General features: G+C 67.0%; 16 protein-coding genes. 5 read left to right on the top strand and 11 right to left on the bottom strand.

All coding sequences use genetic code 11. From position 1 onward, the window contains the following. Positions 1-298 precede the first annotated feature (298 nt). Positions 299-4,894 carry a glutamate synthase large subunit gene (gene gltB, locus A5756_RS14895; RefSeq protein ID WP_066953534.1) on the top strand — a complete coding sequence of 1,532 codons (4,596 nt, stop codon included), beginning with the start codon at positions 299-301 and terminating at the stop codon, positions 4,892-4,894. Next, entirely contained in the window at positions 4,887-6,353 is a 1,467-nt protein-coding gene (locus tag A5756_RS14890) for a glutamate synthase subunit beta (protein WP_066953532.1), read from the top strand. The genes gltB and A5756_RS14890 overlap by 8 nt, the downstream gene beginning before the upstream one ends. A gap of 365 nt (positions 6,354-6,718) precedes the next feature. Here the strand turns inward: A5756_RS14890 and A5756_RS14885 are convergent, their stop codons facing one another. Continuing rightward, the gene (locus A5756_RS14885; RefSeq protein WP_066953530.1) at positions 6,719-7,567 is read right to left on the bottom strand and encodes an LLM class F420-dependent oxidoreductase; all 849 of its coding nucleotides are present in this window, start codon (positions 7,565-7,567) and stop codon (positions 6,719-6,721) included. Positions 7,568-7,618: 51 nt separating this feature from the next. On the opposite strand from A5756_RS14885, the gene A5756_RS14880 reads away from it, so the two are divergent. Continuing rightward, on the top strand, positions 7,619-8,050 hold the full coding sequence (locus tag A5756_RS14880) for a hypothetical protein (protein WP_066953528.1): 432 nt from the start codon (positions 7,619-7,621) through the stop codon (positions 8,048-8,050). A gap of 22 nt (positions 8,051-8,072) precedes the next feature. Then, a complete protein-coding gene (locus tag A5756_RS14875; protein WP_066953526.1) occupies positions 8,073-9,080 on the top strand; it encodes a PHP domain-containing protein in 1,008 nt (335 codons plus the stop codon). 73 nt (positions 9,081-9,153) lie between these two features. Here the strand turns inward: A5756_RS14875 and dinB are convergent, their stop codons facing one another. Further along, a complete protein-coding gene (gene dinB, locus A5756_RS14870) occupies positions 9,154-10,353 on the bottom strand; it encodes a DNA polymerase IV (RefSeq protein ID WP_066953524.1) in 1,200 nt (399 codons plus the stop codon). Between the two features lie 131 nt (positions 10,354-10,484). Continuing rightward, complete coding sequence (locus tag A5756_RS14865) at positions 10,485-11,126, bottom strand: TetR/AcrR family transcriptional regulator (RefSeq protein WP_066953522.1); 642 nt, start codon at positions 11,124-11,126, stop codon at positions 10,485-10,487. A gap of 76 nt (positions 11,127-11,202) precedes the next feature. Between A5756_RS14865 and A5756_RS14860 the strand changes: the two genes are divergently transcribed. Next, entirely contained in the window at positions 11,203-12,672 is a 1,470-nt protein-coding gene (locus tag A5756_RS14860) for an NAD(P)/FAD-dependent oxidoreductase (protein WP_066953520.1), read from the top strand. Here the strand turns inward: A5756_RS14860 and rraA are convergent. The 8 genes from rraA to A5756_RS14820 form a co-directional block, all read right to left on the bottom strand. Continuing rightward, complete coding sequence (gene rraA / locus A5756_RS14855; protein ID WP_066953519.1) at positions 12,669-13,148, bottom strand: ribonuclease E activity regulator RraA; 480 nt, start codon at positions 13,146-13,148, stop codon at positions 12,669-12,671. The genes A5756_RS14860 and rraA overlap by 4 nt on opposite strands. A gap of 29 nt (positions 13,149-13,177) precedes the next feature. Beyond that, on the bottom strand, positions 13,178-13,597 hold the full coding sequence (locus A5756_RS26640; RefSeq protein WP_066953518.1) for a nucleoid-structuring protein H-NS: 420 nt from the start codon (positions 13,595-13,597) through the stop codon (positions 13,178-13,180). 97 nt (positions 13,598-13,694) lie between these two features. Then, positions 13,695-14,195 carry a copper resistance CopC family protein gene (locus A5756_RS14845; protein ID WP_066953517.1) on the bottom strand — a complete coding sequence of 167 codons (501 nt, stop codon included), beginning with the start codon at positions 14,193-14,195 and terminating at the stop codon, positions 13,695-13,697. Beyond that, complete coding sequence (locus A5756_RS14840) at positions 14,192-14,887, bottom strand: YcnI family protein (RefSeq protein WP_066953515.1); 696 nt, start codon at positions 14,885-14,887, stop codon at positions 14,192-14,194. The genes A5756_RS14845 and A5756_RS14840 overlap by 4 nt, the downstream gene beginning before the upstream one ends. Positions 14,888-14,894: 7 nt before the next feature. Next, a complete protein-coding gene (locus A5756_RS14835; RefSeq protein ID WP_066953514.1) occupies positions 14,895-15,551 on the bottom strand; it encodes a DUF6474 family protein in 657 nt (218 codons plus the stop codon). Between the two features lie 135 nt (positions 15,552-15,686). Continuing rightward, the gene (locus A5756_RS14830) at positions 15,687-16,085 is read right to left on the bottom strand and encodes a helix-turn-helix transcriptional regulator (protein WP_066953513.1); all 399 of its coding nucleotides are present in this window, start codon (positions 16,083-16,085) and stop codon (positions 15,687-15,689) included. 588 nt (positions 16,086-16,673) lie between these two features. Continuing rightward, the gene (locus A5756_RS14825; protein ID WP_066953512.1) at positions 16,674-17,207 is read right to left on the bottom strand and encodes a peptidase; all 534 of its coding nucleotides are present in this window, start codon (positions 17,205-17,207) and stop codon (positions 16,674-16,676) included. Between the two features lie 194 nt (positions 17,208-17,401). After that, complete coding sequence (locus A5756_RS14820; RefSeq protein WP_066953511.1) at positions 17,402-18,025, bottom strand: superoxide dismutase; 624 nt, start codon at positions 18,023-18,025, stop codon at positions 17,402-17,404. Between the last annotated feature and the right edge of the window lie 29 nt (positions 18,026-18,054).

Here is an 18,054-nt window from a genome sequence, read left to right as displayed (position 1 = left end):
CCGCCGGGTTGTCGCACTACGGCCGCCGCGAAATTTACGGTGCTGCCAGCTGGCGGTTAGACTTGACGAAGTTGGCATGTCAGGCGGGTATTGTCATATCGTTTTACGACTTGTCGAGACCGGTTTCCAGGCCACCGTTCAGCGCTGCACGGACGCATCCCTAACAGGATCATCTCCACCTGGGGGACAGCCTATCGAGACAAGACCGAGGGGTCTTAAGCCCGCAACCTCCGGGTGCGACTCCATCGGAGCAGCTGTTAACGGACAGCTCAACGTTCAGGCGAAGGGTCAGGTGCATATGACGCCCAAGCGCGTCGGGTTATACAACCCCGCGTTCGAGCACGACTCGTGCGGGGTAGCCATGGTCGTCGATATGCACGGCCGTCGTAGCCGCGACATTGTCGATAAGGCCATCACCGCGCTGCTCAACCTCGAACACCGCGGTGCTCAGGGCGCCGAGCCGCGCAGCGGTGACGGTGCCGGCATCCTGATCCAGGTCCCGGATGCCTTCCTGCGCGAGGTCGTGGATTTCGAGCTGCCCCCAGCTGGCAGTTATGCCACCGGTATCGCCTTCCTCCCGCAGTCGTCCAAGGACGCCGCGGCCGCTTGCGACGCGGTGGAGAAGATCGCCGAAGCCGAGGGCCTGACGGTGCTGGGCTGGCGGAACGTGCCCATCGACGACTCGTCACTCGGCGCGCTGTCCCGCGACGCGATGCCCACGTTCCGGCAGGTGTTCATGGCCGGCGCATCGGACATGACGCTGGAGCGCCGCTGCTATCTGGTGCGCAAGCGCGCCGAGCACGAACTCGGCACCAAGGGGCCCGGGCAGGACGGACCCGGTCGCGAAACCGTCTATTTCCCAAGCCTTTCCGGCCAGACGATGGTCTACAAGGGCATGCTGACCACACCGCAGCTCAAGGCGTTTTACCTTGACCTGCAAGACGATCGGATGACCAGCGCGCTGGGCATCGTGCATTCGCGGTTCTCCACCAACACCTTTCCCTCGTGGCCGCTGGCCCATCCGTTCCGTCGGGTGGCCCACAACGGCGAGATCAACACCGTCACCGGCAACGAGAACTGGATGCGTGCCCGCGAGGCGTTGATCAAGACCGAGGTCTTCGGCACGGAAGCCGACGTCGAGAAGCTGTTCCCGATCTGTACCCCGGGCGCCTCGGACACCGCGCGGTTCGACGAGGCGCTCGAACTGCTGCACCTGGGTGGCCGCAGCCTGGCCCACGCGGTGCTGATGATGATTCCCGAGGCGTGGGAACGCAACGAGTCGATGGACCCGGCGCGGCGGGCGTTCTACGAGTTCCACGCCTCGTTGATGGAACCCTGGGACGGCCCGGCGTCGATCACGTTCACCGACGGCACCATCGTGGGCGCCGTGCTGGACCGAAACGGCTTGCGCCCCTCCCGGATCTGGGTCACCGAGGACGGCTTGGTGGTGATGGCTTCCGAGGCCGGGGTCCTGGACCTGGACCCGGCGAAGGTGGTTCGCCGGATGCGCCTGCAGCCCGGCCGGATGTTCCTGGTGGACACCACCCAAGGGCGAATCGTCGCCGACGAGGAGATCAAGGCCGAACTCGCCGCCGAGCACCCGTACCAGGAATGGCTGGACCGGAACCTGGTCCCGCTCGACAAGCTGCCACAGGGCGACTACGTGCGGATGCCGCATGAACGACTCGTCAAGCGGCAGTTGACATTCGGCTACACCTATGAAGAGCTCAACCTCTTGGTGTCGCCCATGGTGCGCACGGGCGCCGAGCCGATTGGCTCGATGGGCACCGACACCCCGGTCGCGGTGCTCTCGCAGCGGCCCCGGATGCTCTACGACTACTTCCAGCAGCTGTTCGCGCAGGTGACCAACCCGCCGCTGGACGCCATCCGCGAAGAGGTGGTGACCAGCCTGCAGGGCACCACCGGCGGCGAGCGCGACCTGCTCACGCCGACCGAACACTCCTGTCACCAGATCGCGTTGCAGCAGCCGATTCTGCGCAACCACGAGCTGGCCAAGTTGGTCAACCTCAATCCCGAGGACGAGGTCAACGGGCGCCCGCATGGCATGCGGTCCAAGGTGATTCGTTGCCTGTACCCGGTCGCCGAGGGTGGCGCCGGGTTGGCGGCGGCGCTCGATGAGGTGCGCGCGCGGGCATCGGCCGCGATCGAGGACGGCGCGCGGGTCATCATTCTCTCGGACCGCGAGTCCGACGAGCAGATGGCGCCGATCCCGTCGTTGCTCGCCGTTTCCGGAGTCCACCACCACCTGGTGCGCGACCGGACGCGCACCCATGTGGGTCTGGTCGTCGAGACCGGTGACGCCCGCGAGGTGCACCACATGGCGATGCTGATCGGGTGCGGGGCGGCGGCGATCAACCCTTACCTGGCGTTCGAGTCGATCGAGGACATGCTCGACCGCGGCGCGATCGACGGCTTCTCGGACCGGCAGGACCGCGAGAAGGCGCTGAACAACTACGTCAAGGCCGCCGGCAAGGGCGTGCTGAAAGTGATGTCCAAGATGGGCATTTCGACGCTGGCCTCCTACACCGGCGCGCAGCTGTTCCAGGCGGTCGGCATCTCCGAGGATGTGCTCGACGAGTACTTCACCGGGCTGAGCTGCCCGATCGGTGGCATCACCCTGGAGGACATCGCCGCCGACGTCGCAACTCGGCACCGGCTGGCCTATTTGGATCGCCGCGACGAGCGCGCGCACCGCGAACTCGAAGTCGGCGGCGAGTACCAGTGGCGCCGGGAAGGTGAGTATCACCTGTTCAACCCGGAGACCGTGTTCAAGCTGCAGCACTCGACTCGCACCGGCCAGTACAAGATTTTCAAGGACTACACCCGCCTGATCGACGACCAGAGCGAGCGGATGGCCTCACTGCGCGGCCTACTCAAGTTCCGCGGCGGTGTGCGTCCCCCGGTCCCGCTGGAAGAGGTCGAACCCGCCAGCGAGATCGTCAAGCGCTTCTCCACCGGGGCGATGAGCTACGGCTCGATCTCGGCCGAGGCGCACGAGACGCTCGCCATCGCGATGAACCGTCTCGGCGGGCGCTCCAACAGTGGGGAAGGCGGCGAGGACGTCAAGCGCTTCGACCGCGACCCCAATGGGGATTGGCGCCGCAGCGCCATCAAACAGGTCGCTTCCGCGCGTTTCGGCGTCACGTCGCACTACCTGACGAACTGCACCGACATTCAGATCAAGATGGCGCAGGGCGCGAAACCCGGCGAGGGCGGCCAGCTCCCGGGACACAAGGTGTATCCGTGGGTCGCCGAGGTCCGGCATTCCACACCCGGCGTCGGCCTGATCTCCCCACCGCCGCACCACGACATCTACTCCATCGAGGATCTCGCACAGCTGATCCACGACCTGAAGAACGCCAACCCGTCCGCACGGGTGCACGTCAAGCTCGTCTCCGAGAACGGGGTTGGGACGGTCGCCGCCGGCGTCTCCAAGGCGCACGCCGACGTGGTGTTGATCTCCGGCCACGACGGCGGCACCGGCGCCACCCCGCTGACGTCGATGAAACACGCGGGCGCGCCCTGGGAGTTGGGCCTGGCCGAGACACAACAAACCCTGCTGCTCAACGGGTTGCGTGACCGGATCGTGGTCCAGGTGGACGGTCAGCTCAAGACGGGCCGCGACGTGATGATCGCCGCGCTGCTCGGCGCCGAGGAATTCGGCTTCGCCACCGCGCCGCTGGTGGTGGCCGGCTGCATCATGATGCGGGTGTGTCACCTGGACACCTGCCCGGTCGGCGTGGCCACCCAGAACCCGGTGCTGCGCGAGCGGTTCACCGGTAAGCCCGAGTTCGTCGAGAACTTCTTCATGTTCATCGCCGAAGAGGTCCGCGAGTACATGGCGCAGTTGGGTTTCCGCACCCTCAACGAGGCCGTCGGCCAGGTGGGGGCGCTGGACACCACGCTGGCCCGCGCGCACTGGAAGGCGCACAAGCTGGATCTCGCGCCGGTGCTGCACGAGCCCGAGTCGGCGTTCATGAACCAGGACCTGTACTGCAGTTCCCGGCAGGACCACGGCCTGGACAAGGCGCTCGATCAGCAGCTGATCGTGATGAGCCGGGAGGCGCTCGATTCCGGCAAGCCGGTGCGCTTTTCCACCACCATCAGCAACGTCAACCGCACGGTGGGCACTATGCTCGGCCACGAGGTGACGAAAGCGTATGGCGGCCAAGGGCTTCCGGATGGAACCATCGACATCACCTTCGACGGATCCGCGGGTAACAGCTTCGGCGCCTTCGTGCCCAAGGGAATAACGTTGCGGGTCTACGGCGACGCCAACGACTACGTCGGCAAGGGGCTGTCCGGTGGCCGGATTGTGGTGCGTCCGTCGGACAACGCCCCGCAGGACTACGTGGCCGAGGACAACATCATCGGCGGCAACGTGATCCTGTTCGGCGCGACCAGCGGGGAAGCCTTCCTACGCGGGGTGGTCGGCGAGCGGTTCGCGGTCCGCAACTCCGGGGCCCACGCCGTCGTCGAGGGCGTCGGTGACCATGGATGCGAATACATGACGGGTGGTCGGGTTGTGATTCTCGGCCGGACCGGCCGCAACTTCGCGGCGGGAATGTCAGGCGGTGTGGCTTACGTGTACGACCCGGACGAGGAACTTCCGGACAATCTCAACATCGAGATGGTCGATGTGGAGACCCTGGACGAAGACGATGTCGACTTCCTGCACGGCATCATCCAGGCCCACGTGGACGCCACCGATTCCGCGGTCGGCCAGCGCGTCCTGGCGGACTGGCGCGGTCAACAACGCCATTTCGTCAAGGTGATGCCGCGCGACTACAAGAAGGTGCTGCAAGCGATCGCCGAAGCAGAGCGCGACGGAGTCGACGTGGACAAGGCGATCATGGCGGCCGCACATGGCTGACCCGAGCGGCTTCTTGAAGTACACGCACCGGGAACTGCCGAAGCGCCGGCCTGTCCCGCTGCGGTTGAAGGACTGGCACGAGGTCTACGAGGACTTCGACGAAGGCACGCTGCGTGAGCAGGCGACCCGTTGCATGGATTGCGGTATCCCGTTCTGTCACAACGGGTGTCCGTTGGGCAACCTGATCCCGGAATGGAACGACCTGGTGCGCAGGGGCAGCTGGCGCGACGCGATCGAGCGGCTGCATGCCACCAACAACTTCCCGGACTTCACCGGGCGGCTGTGTCCGGCCCCGTGCGAACCGGCGTGTGTGCTTGGCATCAACCAGGATCCGGTGACCATCAAGCAGATCGAGCTGGAGATCATCGACCACGCCTTCGAGGAAGGCTTCGTGGTGCCGCTGCCCCCGGACAAGCTGACCGGGAAAAAGGTCGCCGTGGTGGGTTCGGGTCCGGCAGGTTTGGCCGCGGCTCAGCAACTGACCCGCGCCGGCCACACGGTCACCGTTTTCGAGCGGGCGGATCGGATCGGCGGGCTGCTGCGCTACGGCATTCCGGAATTCAAGATGGAGAAGCGTGTCCTCGACCGGCGCCTGGACCAAATGCGGGCCGAGGGAACCGAATTCCGCGCCGGTGTCAACGTCGGAGTCGACATCACCGCCGAACAGCTGCGCGCCGACTTCGACGCGGTGGTCCTGGCCGGCGGCGCCACCGCCGGGCGAGACCTGCCCGTTCCCGGTCGGGACCTGGACGGGATCCACCAGGCGATGGAGTACCTGCCGTGGGGGAACCGCGTGCAGGAGGGCGACGACGTCCTAGGGGCCGACGGGGAACCTCCGATCACCGCCAAAGGCAAGAAGGTGGTCATCATCGGCGGCGGTGACACTGGGGCGGACTGCCTGGGTACCGCGCACCGGCAGGGCGCGACCGTCGTGCACCAGTTCGAGATCATGCCGCGCCCACCGGACACGCGCGCCGAATCGACCCCGTGGCCGACCTACCCGCTGATGTACCGGGTGTCGTCGGCGCACGAAGAGGGCGGCGAGCGGGTGTTCTCGGTGAACACCGAAAAGTTCATCGGCGCAGACGGCCGGGTGACGGCGCTCAAAGCGCACGAGGTCACCATGCAGGACGGCAAGTTCGTCAAGGTGGACGGCTCCGACTTCGAGCTCGAGGTCGACTTGGTGCTGCTGGCCATGGGATTCGTCGGCCCGGAAAAGGAGGGCCTGCTCACCGATCTCGAAGTCAAGCTCACCGACCGCGGCAACGTCGCGCGCGGTGCCGACTTCGACACGTCGGTCCCCGGTGTGTTCGTCGCCGGGGACATGGGTCGCGGCCAGTCGCTGATCGTCTGGGCGATTGCTGAAGGCAGGGCCGCTGCCGCGGCCGTCGATCGGTACCTGATGGGTGCGACCGCGCTGCCAGCGCCGGTCAAGCCGACCGCGGTCCCACTCCAGTAGTCACAGAAGCCACACCAGAAACAGAAGCACCAACTGTCGGCGAGTCGCCCCCCGTTTGCCAGGCGGTGGTGTCTAATTGCCTGTTGTGGGCTCGGTCACACGGGCATCGGATCGGGGCCCCGGCTGAACGGAACGATCGCAGGAGTGATCACTGTGCACATCAATCCCGTACCTCGATCACGGATGGGGCGAATCGCCTGGTCCTGGTTTCGTCACCCGGTCAAGAGCCGCGAGTTCCCCGCTAAGCACGAGCGCCTGGTAACCGCCGACGATTTGCTGATCTTCGGGGCATAACCGCCCGACCGAACCCCTTCGCGCGCCGCGAGGGGTTTGCTCGTCGCGACAAAGAGGTTAACCCGGCCGCATCAACCGAGCAGCCCCGAATCGCGGATGGACTCGGCGAGCGGTTCCAAGACGGCGGGGTCGTGCGGCGGGTTGATGTACACGATGCCCAGGTCGAGTCCTTCGGCCTGAAGCCCGGCGGCCTCTTCGACGACCTTCTGGTAGTTGCGCTCCTCGTCCAACCGCAGATGGGCGGACAGCGTGATCTCCTTCGGGCCGCGCCCGATCTTCTCGCACTCCGCGGCAAGCACGTCGCGCTTGCGGGCGAACAGCTCGGGCGGACCGCCCACGAAATTCCAGTGCTGCGCGTAGCGCGCGGTGATCGGCAGCGTTCGTTTCTCCCCGCTGCCACCGATGCAGATCGGGGGATGGGGACGCTGCACGCCCTTGGGTTCGTTGCGGGCGCCCTTGAGCTGGTAGTACTTCCCGTCGAAGTCGGTGGTCTCCTGGCTGAGCAGGCTGATCAGCACCTCACACGCCTCCTCGAACCGATCGAAGCGTTCCCGGATGCTGCCCAGCTCGATGCCGTAGGCGCCCGACTCCTCCTCGTTCCAGCCGGCGCCGATCCCCAACTCGAGTCGTCCATTCGAGATGATGTCGAGCGCCGCGGCCATGTTGGCCAGCACGGCGGGGTGGCGGTAATGGATCCCGGTGACCAGGGTGCCCAGCCGCAGCCGCTTGGTCGCCTGCGCCAGCGCGGTCAGCGTCGTCCAACCCTCGAGGCAGGGCCCGCCGGCGTCGGAGAAGATCGGGTAGAAGTGGTCGAAGGTCCACCCGGAATCGAAGACGTCGATATCGTCGGCGGCCTGCCAGACGGCCAGCATGGCTGCCCAGGTGGTGTTTTGGGGGGAGGTCTTGAAGGCGAATCGCATGAAATCGACGTTAGCCGACCTTTATGAAGGGCAACTAAACTCAACCGCGCGATGAGCTACTCCCTCGGACTCGACACCAAGGCCACCCTGCTGGGGGCCGGGCTGATCTTCCTGCTCGCCCTGGCGCTCGGGGTGTGGAAGTACCGGCAGATCATGGCCGCCGCCGACCATCGCGCCCATCCCTACGTCGACATCGCGCACCGGGCCGCGTTGCTCTACTCTTTCGCGACGCTGCTGCTGGCCGTCTTCGTCGAGCTCAGCGCCTGGCCGACGTGGGTCAACCTGGCCGCGGCCGGCGTGGTCGTCTTCTTTTTCATCGGCGCCATCCTCAGCTACATCGCCCACGGGGTGCGACGCGACACCGTCAACCAATTCGAGGATCCCGCGCCCGGAACGGGACTCTTCATGGCCTCGCTGATCGCCGGTGAGATCGGGGGCTTCAGCGTGCTGCTCGCCGGTTTCGTCGCCGGGCAGTTCTGGTAAGGCAGCCAGGCACACTGGAGTCATGGACCCGGTAACAGCCTTGCGGCAGATCGCCTACTACAAGGACCGGAGCCGTCAGGACCCCAGGCGCGTGATGGCGTACCGCAACGCCGCCGACATCATCGAGGGTCTCGACGACGCGGCGCGGGAGCGGCACGGCCAGGCCAACAGCTGGCAGTCACTGCCCGGGATCGGGCCCAAGACCGCGAAGGTCATCGACCAGGCCTGGTCCGGTCGCGAACCCGACCTACTCGTCGAATTGCGTTCCGCCGCCGAGGATCTCGGTGGGGGCGACATCCGTGCGGCGTTGCGCGGGGACTTGCACCTGCATTCGAACTGGTCGGACGGGTCGGCGCCGATCGACGAGATGATGGCGACCGCGTCCGCGCTCGGGCATGAGTACTGCGCGCTGACCGACCACTCGCCGCGGCTGACGATCGCCAACGGGCTGTCGCCGGAGCGGTTGCGCGCACAGCTCGGCGTCATCGACAAGCTGCGTGAGCAGTTCGCGCCGATGCGCATTCTCACCGGCATCGAGGTCGACATCCTCGAGGACGGCAGCCTCGACCAGGAGCCCGAGCTGCTCGAGCGGCTCGATGTCGTGGTGGCCAGCGTGCATTCGAAGCTGTCGATGGATGCCGCGGCGATGACGCGGCGCATGGTGCGCGCCGTCTCCAATCCGCACACCGACGTGCTGGGCCATTGCACCGGCCGGCTGGTATCGGGCAATCGGGGCATCCGACCCCAATCCAAGTTCGACGCCGAAGCGGTTTTCGCCGCCTGCCGCGAGCATGGCACCGCGGTGGAGATCAACTCGCGACCCGAACGCCGCGACCCGCCGACCCGGCTGCTCCAGCTGGCGCTCGAGATCGGCTGCGTCTTCAGCATCGACACCGATGCACACGCGCCAGGCCAGCTGGACTTCCTCGGCTATGGCGCGCAGCGCGCCGTGGACGTGGGTGTGCCCGCCGACCGGATCGTCAACACCTGGCCGGCCGACAAGCTGCTGGAGTGGACGGGCTCGAACTGAGACGCCTCAGGCCTGCACCGTCTCCGCGAAAACGTCTGGGGCAGAGAAGAATTAGCCGACACCGGCGAATCGGTCAGTCGGGAAGGTGCGGCATCTCGATACCCAGTTCACGGCCGACCAACACCCCGCGCGTGAGGGCGGATCTGCCGAAGCGCTGACGAACCTGGTCGACCGCGGCGTCCACCGCAAGCGATTCCCCGTCAAGCGGCAACACCAATTGCTGGGCGCCGCTGCGGTCGATCCCCGACACCGCGAAACCAACCAGCGTCAGCCCGCGCTGCGAGATCAGGGGTGCGGCCGACGCAACCAGCTGCCGCGCCGCGCCCAGGATCGGCTGCGTCGACGACGTCGCCCAGGGCAGCGTCCGCGACCGCGTCGCCCGCCCGAAGTCGTCGAACCGCAGGCGGAGAACCACCGTGCGCCCGGTGCGTCCGGCGGCGCGCATCCGGCCGGTAATCCGATCGATCAGGTTGACCACCACCGCATCGATCTCGGCGGCCGACATGGTGTTGCCGGCGCGGCCCAGCGCCCGTTGCGCGCCCACCGACCGACGACGCACACCGGTGGTCACCCGGCGGCGGTCGACGCTGTGGGACAGCGCGAACAGCTGGCGGCCCATGGCGCCGCCCAGCAGCGACGCCAGCGTCGACTCGCTCAGCTCGGCGACGTCGGCGACGGTCAGGAGTCCGTGGGCGTGGAGTTTGTCGGCCGTCTTGGCGCCCACGCCCCACAGCCGCCGCACCGGCAGCGGGTGGAGGAAGGTCAGCTCCTGGTCGGGCTGTACCAGCAGAAGCCCGTCCGGTTTGGCCTCCTGGCTGGCGACCTTGGCGAGAAACTTCGTGCGCGCGATGCCCACGGTGATGGGCAGACCAACCCGGTCGCGCACGTCGGCCCGCAGCCGGCCGGCGATCTGAACCGGCGTCCCGGAAACCCGGCGCAGCCCGCCGACATCCAAAAACGCCTCGTCCACCGAGAGCGGCTCCACGATCGGCGTGCAGTCGCGAAACACTTCGAACACGGCGTCACTGGCGCGGCTGTAGGCGCTCATCCGGGGCGGCACCACCACCGCGTGCGGGCACAGCCGGCGCGCTTGCGCCCCGCCCATCGCGGTCCGCACGCCGTAGGCCTTGGCCTCGTAGCTGGCCGCGAGCACGACCCCGCCGCCGACGATCACCGGGCGGCCGCGCAACGTCGGGTCGTCGCGCTGTTCGACGGACGCGTAGAACGAATCCAGGTCCGCGTGCAGGATGGACGCATCGCACCGCACGAACATATGTTCGCACGCGCCGGTGACGACAACCGATGGTGGCGACCCGCTTCGCCCGGCTACGCCGCGCTTGCGATCGCCACTTAGCCGGTGGTGGCGACCCGCTTCGCCCGGCTACGCCGCGCTTGCGATCGCCACTAGCCGGATTCGCCGTAGATGCTGGTGACCCAGATATGGGTAAGGGTGTCGACGACCCGGTCCTCATCCACCGCCGGCGTCTCCGCGGACAGGGCGGCCATCATCGTCCGCTCATTCATCTGGTTCAGCGAGGTCGCCAGGTCAACCGCCGGGATCGTCTCCGGCGCGGCCCCGCGGGTGCGTTCGGCGGTGATTATCGCGGCCGTCTGGTCGATCCACTTCTGCATGAAGCCCAACCACACGACGCGCAGTTCGGAGCTGGTCGCCAGCGCTTCGGTGGCGGCGCGCGCCAGCCGGCGGTGGGTGCTGAACGCGGTGAAGAAAGCCTTGATGCCGTTTCGCCAGACCCGGCGGGGATCCGCGGGCAGCCGCTGCACCGCGCCGTCGAACTCGGAGTCGGCGCGCGCGATCACCGGCTCCAGCAGCGACAGCAGCACCGCGTCCTTCGACTTGAAATAGAAGTAAAACGTCGGGCGCGACAATCCTGCGCCCTTGGCCAGGTCGTCGACCGAGATGTCGGCGAACGAGCGCTGTTCGAGCAGCCGCTCGGCGGTCGCGAGGATCGCCTGCTCACGGTCGTCACCCGAGGGACGCATGGCGCGGCGGCCACGCAGGGCACGGGTCTGGCCGACGCTAGTCACGACCGTTACTTTACACCGTGTCGAAAGTTTCAACACCCTGTTGACTGCGTCGACAGGCCGTTGATAATGTGGCCCCATGACTGAGCACCTTGACGTGATCATCGTGGGCGCCGGCATCTCGGGCATCAGCGCGGCGTGGCACCTGCAGGAGCGCTGCCCGACCAAGAGCTACGCGATCCTCGAACGCCGTGAGGACCTGGGCGGCACCTGGGACCTGTTCAAGTACCCGGGCATCCGGTCGGACTCGGACATGTTCACCCTGGGCTTCCGGTTCAAGCCGTGGCGGTCGGCGAAATCGATCGCAGACGGCCCCGACATCAAGGCCTACATCAAGGAGGCGGCGGTCGAGAACAAGATCGACCGGCACATCCGTTACCGTCAGCGCGTCCTCGCCGCCGATTGGTCGGACGCCGACAACCGCTGGACCCTGACCGTCGAGTCCGACGGCCAGAAGCGAGAGCTCACCTGCTCCTTCCTCTTCGCCTGCACGGGCTACTACAACTACGACGAGGGATACTCGCCCACCTTCCCCGGCGCCGGCGACTTCGAGGGCCGGATCGTCCATCCGCAGCACTGGCCGGAGGACCTCGAATACACGGGCAAGAAGATCGTCGTGATCGGGTCGGGCGCCACCGCGATCACGCTGATCCCGGCCCTGGTGAACTCGGGCTCCGGCCACGTCACGATGCTGCAGCGCTCGCCCACTTATATCGGCTCGCTGCCCGGGGTCGACCCCTTCGCCGTGCGGTTCAACCAGTGGTTACCGGACCGCTTGGCGCACATCGCCAATCGTTGGAAAGCCATCGCGTTCAGCACCTTCCAGTACCAGCTGTCCCGGAAGCGTCCGGCCTACATGCGCAAGACGTTGATGACGATGGCCAAGCGCCGCCTGCCGCAGGGCTACGACGTCGAGAAGCACTTCGGGCCCCGGTACAACGTATGGGACCAGCGGCTGTGCCTGGCGCCCGACGGCGATTTCTTCCGGACCATCCGGCACGGCAAGGCGGACGTCGTCACCGACACCATCGACCGGTTCACCAAGACCGGAATCAGGCTCACCTCGGGTGAGGAGCTGAAAGCCGACATCATCGTCACCGCAACGGGTTTGAACATGCAGTTGCTCGGTGGGGTGCGGCCCACCCGGAACGGTCAGCCGATCGAGCTGACGTCGTTGATGACCTACAAGGGCCTGATGTTCTCCGGGGTCCCGAACTTCGCAATCACCTTCGGCTACACCAACGCGTCATGGACGCTGAAGGCCGACCTGGTCTCCGAATTCGTCTGCCGGTTGCTGAACTACATGGACGACAACGGTTTTGACTTCGTGGAGCCGCAGCATCCCGGCCCTGACGTCGACGAGCTGCCTTTCATGGACTTCAGCCCCGGCTATTTCCAGCGGGCGATGGACATGCTGCCCAAGTCTGGGTCGCGCGCACCGTGGCGGCTCAAGCAGAACTACTTGTTCGACATGCGCACGATCCGGCGCGGCAAGGTTGCCGATGAGGGCCTGCGCTTCGCGAAACACCGTGCGCCGGTAGCGGTTTAGGGCTCGACGACGACGATGCCGTCGTCGTCGCAGTAGGCGATCTCGCCCGGGACGAACCTCACCCCGCCCAGCGTGACCTCGACGTCGCGCTCGCCGGCGCCGGTCTTGGTGCTCTTACGGGGGTTGGTGCCCAGAGCCTTGATGCCGATGTCGAGTCCGCGCAGCGCGGCGGCGTCGCGCACCGCGCCATTGACGACGATCCCGGCCCAGCCGTTGGAGCGGGCCAGCTCGGCGATCACATCGCCGACCAGGGCCGCGTGCAGGGAGCCGCCGCCGTCGATGACCAGTATCCCGCCCGCACTCGGCTGCGAGAGCACCGATTTCAGCAACGCGTTGTCTTCGAAGCAGCGCACCGTGCTGATGGGTCCGGCGAATTGGGCGCGGCCGCCGAACTGGCGGAACTGGACGTCGCAGCTGCGTACGTCCGGTCCGATGTCGTCCACCAGGTCGGCGGTCGGCTGGAATGACACGGTCACGTCTGACACGGTAGCGGCTACGGCGGCGGTCAGCGGCGGCGCAGCTGCCGGATCAACAGGATCGCCAGGAGGCTGACGGCCAGGGCGACGATCAACGGGAGCGGGGACTGGGTCAGTGCCGCCGCCGGAGCGTTCGGAGAAACCGGGTCATTGGCGGCGTCCACAGTGGATTTCGCTTGCGCCGCTACGTCTTTGGCGGCGGCCGCGAGGTCGCCGTTGGTTTCGATTCGTTGCCGCACCTCTAGGGGCGGCTCGACGGCCTTTGCGGGAGCCTTCTTCGCCGGTGCCTTCTTCGCTGGCGCCTTTTTGGCGGGCGCCTTCTTCGCGGGCGCCTTCTTGGCGGGTGCTTTCGCTACCTTCTTCGCGGCCTTGGCCGGAGGCTTCTTTTCCGGCGGCGGGGTCGACGCGCCGTCGGGTTCGCTGCCGGGTGGATCCTGCGGGTCTGCCATGCGGCCGCTCCTTGAGCAATCTTTCAGTAGTTATCTAGCCCACGCGGGTTCTTCGAACCCATCATGCCAGCACGAGCGCGGGCGCCTCGGCCGCCGGTCACGGTCTGCGCCGCACCGCCCACAGGGCGCCCCCGGCGACAAGCACCGCCGCCACCACGACGAACGGCCAGACCGGGACATCGCCGCCGGCGGGGCCGCCACCCGCCGGGGGTCCCGGCGTGCCCGTGCCCGGCACGCTCAGCCGAAACGACCAGGATCCGGAGACCACGTGGCCGTCCGCGGAGGTGACCCGGTAGTTCACCGTGTAGACGCCGGCCGGTCCCAGCGGCCGAAGGTCGATGCCGACCACCGCGCCACGCACCGTCGGGTCGCCGGTGGACCACACGTTGCCGTCGGGCCCGATGACGGTCATGGCCGCGAACGTGGTCTGCAGCTGTTCGTTGAAGGTGGCGCTCACCCGCCCGGGACCCGTCGCGAGAACCGCGTTGTCCGCCGGATCGGTGGCTACCCGGGCTGCGTGCGCCGACGCGACCGGCGCCGTCAACGGTGCGATCACCAACAGGGCACCGACGCACGTGGCGATCGCCAACCGCCTCATGCCCGTCGGCGGATCAGCGCAAGGCAGATACCCAGCGCGGCCACCACCAGGGCGGCACCGCCCAGCACCCGGGCGGTGTTGTCCGCGGATCTCGGCGGTGGCGGCGCGGCCGCCTGGTCGGCCGGTGCCATCGAAGGCGGGTGATGGCCGTGGGACGCTATCGGTCCCGCGGCAAGTGTCAGCGTGGGTACCGGGTATTCCGGCTCACCGCCACCGGGCTGCGGCGGCTGGTCCCACTTCACGACGGTGCCGTCGGAATAGGTCTGTGTGGCCGGGAAGCTGACGGTCTCTGCGTCGGGCAACTTCACCGAAATCCGGAACAGGGCGAATTGGTCCACCCCGATGCCGGCGCCCGGCGCGGCCGTCCACGTGACCGAGTGCACCGCACCCGATGCCGCGTCGCGGTCGAGCTTGGTCGTCCAGCCCGGCATGCTCTCGGTGCGCGCCGAGGCCACGTTGGGCAGGGCGACGCTCAGCCCGGTGGTTACCGCGCCCGTGTTCGATTCGTTGGGCACCTGGAAGGTGACGATCGCCATGGCGCCGCGCACCGCACTGTCGCTGCTGGCGTGGACGTGCGCCCAGGCCGCCGGGAGTTGCGCCGCCGAGCCGAGATAGAGACCGAGAACAGCCACCACGGCGATGGGGAGGCGCGCCGTCCGCCGCGCGCGGGTCGAGATGCCGGGCAGCCACATTCGTTGGTCAGCTCAACCCGAGCCGGGCCATCAGGTCCGCCTCGATGCCGTCGAGCTGCGATGAGATCGCGGCGTGGGCCGCCCGGCGCCGCGCGGCCGGCATGTTCTCGGCGGCGGTGACGGCCGCGGACAGATCGGTCAGCCGCTCGGTGATGGCCGACACGAACTGCTTGGTCTCGGCGTCCTTCGGCTTCTTTTCCTGCACGGTCCGCAGGGACTTCTCAGCTCCGGCGATCCGGGCGGACAGCTGCGCGCCGTGACCGGAGAACTGCCCGATCTGGGCCAGCGGTATCCCGAGTTGGTCCGCGCGGCGCTGGTCGATCAGCGCGCGGGCCGAGACGGCGGCGCGGTAGACGACCGGAGTGAGGATCGGCGCGACCAGCCGGGACACCGTGAGTGCCCGGCGGATCCGCGTCGGCGAGAAGATCTTGCCCTCGCGCGCCGCTTTGAGTTGGGTCTCGGCCACCTTCAGGGCGTTCCGGTCGCTGTCCCGTTGGGCCTTGATCTGCGCCCTGAGCGCCTTGGCCTCCGCCCGGTGGGCGGCCTTGTACCGGCGAGTCTCGTTTCGGGCGGCGAGCTTGGCCTCCAGCTTCGCGCGGGCCTTGATCGCACGGGCTTCGGCGCGACGCGTCGCGCGACTCTTTCGCTTGCGGAACAGGGCCATTCCCGGCCGCCTCCCCGGTTTCTCGTGGCTATCGCTTTCGCGCGTGCGCGATCCGTGAGCCAACCCTAATCGGAATGGGCGGGCGCAAGCCCTCCAGGTCGGCCCCGGCCAACCGGTTGCCAGCCCGGGCGTCCGCTAGACGTCCAGGTGCTCCGCGCGGCGCAGCTCGTTGACCCGCTGCATGACCTCGTGTTGGGCCTCGGGGGACAACTCGGAGGCGCGCACGGCAATGCGACGCACGCCGTCGTCGCGCATGGTCGCCAGGAACGACAACTCCTGATCGAGCTTCTCGTAGTACTCGTCGTCGGTGAAGTAGGCCGGCTTGATGCGGAAGAAGTTGGCCAATGCGGCCATTGTCGCCGACGACGGGTTGGTGCGGTTCCCCGAACGCAACTGCGACAGGTAGGGAGCCGACATCGTGATGCCCTCCGCCTTGAGCGCCGCGATCACTTCCGCGGAGGTGTGCGGCCCCCGTCCCGGGGGATACACCGTGTCGAACAGGCGGTTCAGGCGAGCAGCGAACGTCGTGCTCATTGGATATGACCTCCACTTGGCTGTAGAAGTGAACTATTACCTAGGTGTATTTGCTGATCATGGTAGCGAGGGTTGGTTCCCCTAACTAGGTGCAAACCCCCGCGGTTGGGGTCCAGGCGTAGCTGGGGCGTGCCGATGCCACACTTGACGAGCGTCTAACTGATTCGCTGGGGTGTCCACTAAATCAGCGAAACTCACAGGTTATCCGCAGAATTCGGCTCCGGGGCCTAGGTGGCGGGGTGACCTCCCCGGGTGCGGCGAGGGGTAGGATGGGAACGTGCTGGGCGGTCGCACTGCAACCGGGCAGCAATTTATGTTCGCTTAACGCCTTATTTGCTGCCGGATGTGCTCCGAGGCCGGAAAACGCCGCTCGTGGACCTATCCGAAATACGAAAAATGGTCCGTTGGCCGTCGGCAAACCCGTCCTCGGCCAGGCCTGCCGCGCACCGTTGGGGCGAGCCGCCGGCGTGGAGCCCGGGAGTGGACGGGGGTGCGCTGTCCGCCGGTACTTGAACGATGGCCGGCTGGAGAAGTAACGCGATCGAGTTCGCTAGTCCGCTTTTCCGATTCGAGCGCCGGGCCAATTGCTCATGCCGCAAGCAGCATCGCCAGAATTGCGGTATCAGGATGACTGATGGGGTCGACGCCGACGCGGCTCACCATGGAGGTGATGGTGCCGTCGGCTTCCGCTTCCACCCAGGCGGCCCGATGCTCGAGTCCCAGGTATGGCAACCCGGGGAGCAGGACGCATCCCGAGGCCGCCCCGCTGCACTCCGGCAGCGACGGGGTGGTCTCCGAGGGCGGGTGCAACATCAGGAGCGCGGGGGGCTGATGGTCGGCGAAATAGCCTGGCTGAATCGGCGAATCACCGAAGACCGTGCCCTCGGCGAGCACCAGGCCGACGGTGCCCGGCTCGGGTTCCTCGGGCAACTCCTCGCGGGCCCCGAAAACCGTTGTGGTGGAAAGCAATCCGGGTAATGACGCGACCCTGACCGCGACCATGAGCAACTGGGCCCACTCTTTGGTCGAATCGGGCCAACGCCCGGAGATCACGAACCCTTTCAGGGCACCACGAGCATGGAAAGGGGAAACCCCTATCGGGCGGTCAGACCCAGTCTCCATTTTCGACCTCCGCGCGACGCCTCCGTCCGATCAACCACACTGGTAGCTCGAGTAATTCAGCATGCCCGCGGGTCCGGCGCCGTGCAACCCGACACGGCCAGTGGCGCACATGTTTTCGGAATGCCCGGTTCGCGGCCGGACAAACGGCAGGGGCGCCGCGCAAACCGCGCGACGCCCCTGCGATCGAGATGGACTCAGCCGAAGATCAACCCGCCGGTTTTCGACGTCGCGGCTTCGTAGCGCTTCTGCACGTCGGCCCAGTTGACGACGTTCCAGAATGCCTTGACGTAGTCCGCCTTGACGTTCTTGTACTGCAGGTAGAAGGCGTGCTCCCACATGTCGACCTGCAGCAGGGGAATGATGCCGAGGGGGACGTTGGCCTGCTGGTCGTAGAGCTGGAAGGTGAGCAGCCTGCTGCCGAGCGTGTCGTATCCCAGCACTGCCCAGCCCGAACCCTGGAGGCCATTGGCGGCCGCGCTGAACTGGGCGCGGAATTTGTCGAACGACCCGAAGGCGTCATCGATCGCGGCGGCCAGCTCCCCGGTCGGCTTGTCGCCGCCGTCCGGCGACAGGTTCTTCCACCAGATCGAGTGGTTCACGTGGCCGCCGAGGTGGAACGCCAGGTTCTTTTCGTTCAGGAAGATCGCGGCGTGGTCGTCATTGGCGCGTGCCTCTTCCAGTTTGGCAACGGCGTCGTTCACGCCTTTGACGTACGTGGCGTGGTGCTTACTGTGATGGATCTCGTTGATCTGACCCGAGATGTGCGGTTCCAACGCTGCGTAGTCCCAGTCCAGATCGGGCAGGGTGTATTCAGCCACGGCGTTCCTTTCTTCGGTTGTCTTCTTAC

The sequence above is a fragment of the Mycobacterium sp. 852002-53434_SCH5985345 genome, assembly GCF_001667155.1.
Lineage (GTDB): Bacteria > Actinomycetota > Actinomycetes > Mycobacteriales > Mycobacteriaceae > Mycobacterium.
The sequence above is the reverse complement of the archived record's forward strand: the minus strand, read 5'-3'. Positions and strand labels throughout refer to the sequence as shown.

Coding starts and splice junctions, on each gene's coding strand:
- A5756_RS14875 (WP_066953526.1), top strand. CDS start 8,073: ATGGACCCGGTAACAGCCTTGCGGCAGATCGCCTACTACAAGGACCGG.
- A5756_RS14830 (WP_066953513.1), bottom strand. CDS start 16,085: ATGAGCACGACGTTCGCTGCTCGCCTGAACCGCCTGTTCGACACGGTG.
- A5756_RS14885 (WP_066953530.1), bottom strand. CDS start 7,567: ATGCGATTCGCCTTCAAGACCTCCCCCCAAAACACCACCTGGGCAGCC.
- A5756_RS14835 (WP_066953514.1), bottom strand. CDS start 15,551: ATGGCCCTGTTCCGCAAGCGAAAGAGTCGCGCGACGCGTCGCGCCGAA.
- A5756_RS14860 (WP_066953520.1), top strand. CDS start 11,203: ATGACTGAGCACCTTGACGTGATCATCGTGGGCGCCGGCATCTCGGGC.
- A5756_RS14890 (WP_066953532.1), top strand. CDS start 4,887: ATGGCTGACCCGAGCGGCTTCTTGAAGTACACGCACCGGGAACTGCCG.
- gltB (WP_066953534.1), top strand. CDS start 299: ATGACGCCCAAGCGCGTCGGGTTATACAACCCCGCGTTCGAGCACGAC.
- dinB (WP_066953524.1), bottom strand. CDS start 10,353: ATGTTCGTGCGGTGCGATGCGTCCATCCTGCACGCGGACCTGGATTCG.
- A5756_RS26640 (WP_066953518.1), bottom strand. CDS start 13,597: ATGGCAGACCCGCAGGATCCACCCGGCAGCGAACCCGACGGCGCGTCG.
- A5756_RS14840 (WP_066953515.1), bottom strand. CDS start 14,887: ATGTGGCTGCCCGGCATCTCGACCCGCGCGCGGCGGACGGCGCGCCTC.
- A5756_RS14880 (WP_066953528.1), top strand. CDS start 7,619: ATGAGCTACTCCCTCGGACTCGACACCAAGGCCACCCTGCTGGGGGCC.
- A5756_RS14825 (WP_066953512.1), bottom strand. CDS start 17,207: ATGGAGACTGGGTCTGACCGCCCGATAGGGGTTTCCCCTTTCCATGCT.
- A5756_RS14845 (WP_066953517.1), bottom strand. CDS start 14,195: ATGAGGCGGTTGGCGATCGCCACGTGCGTCGGTGCCCTGTTGGTGATC.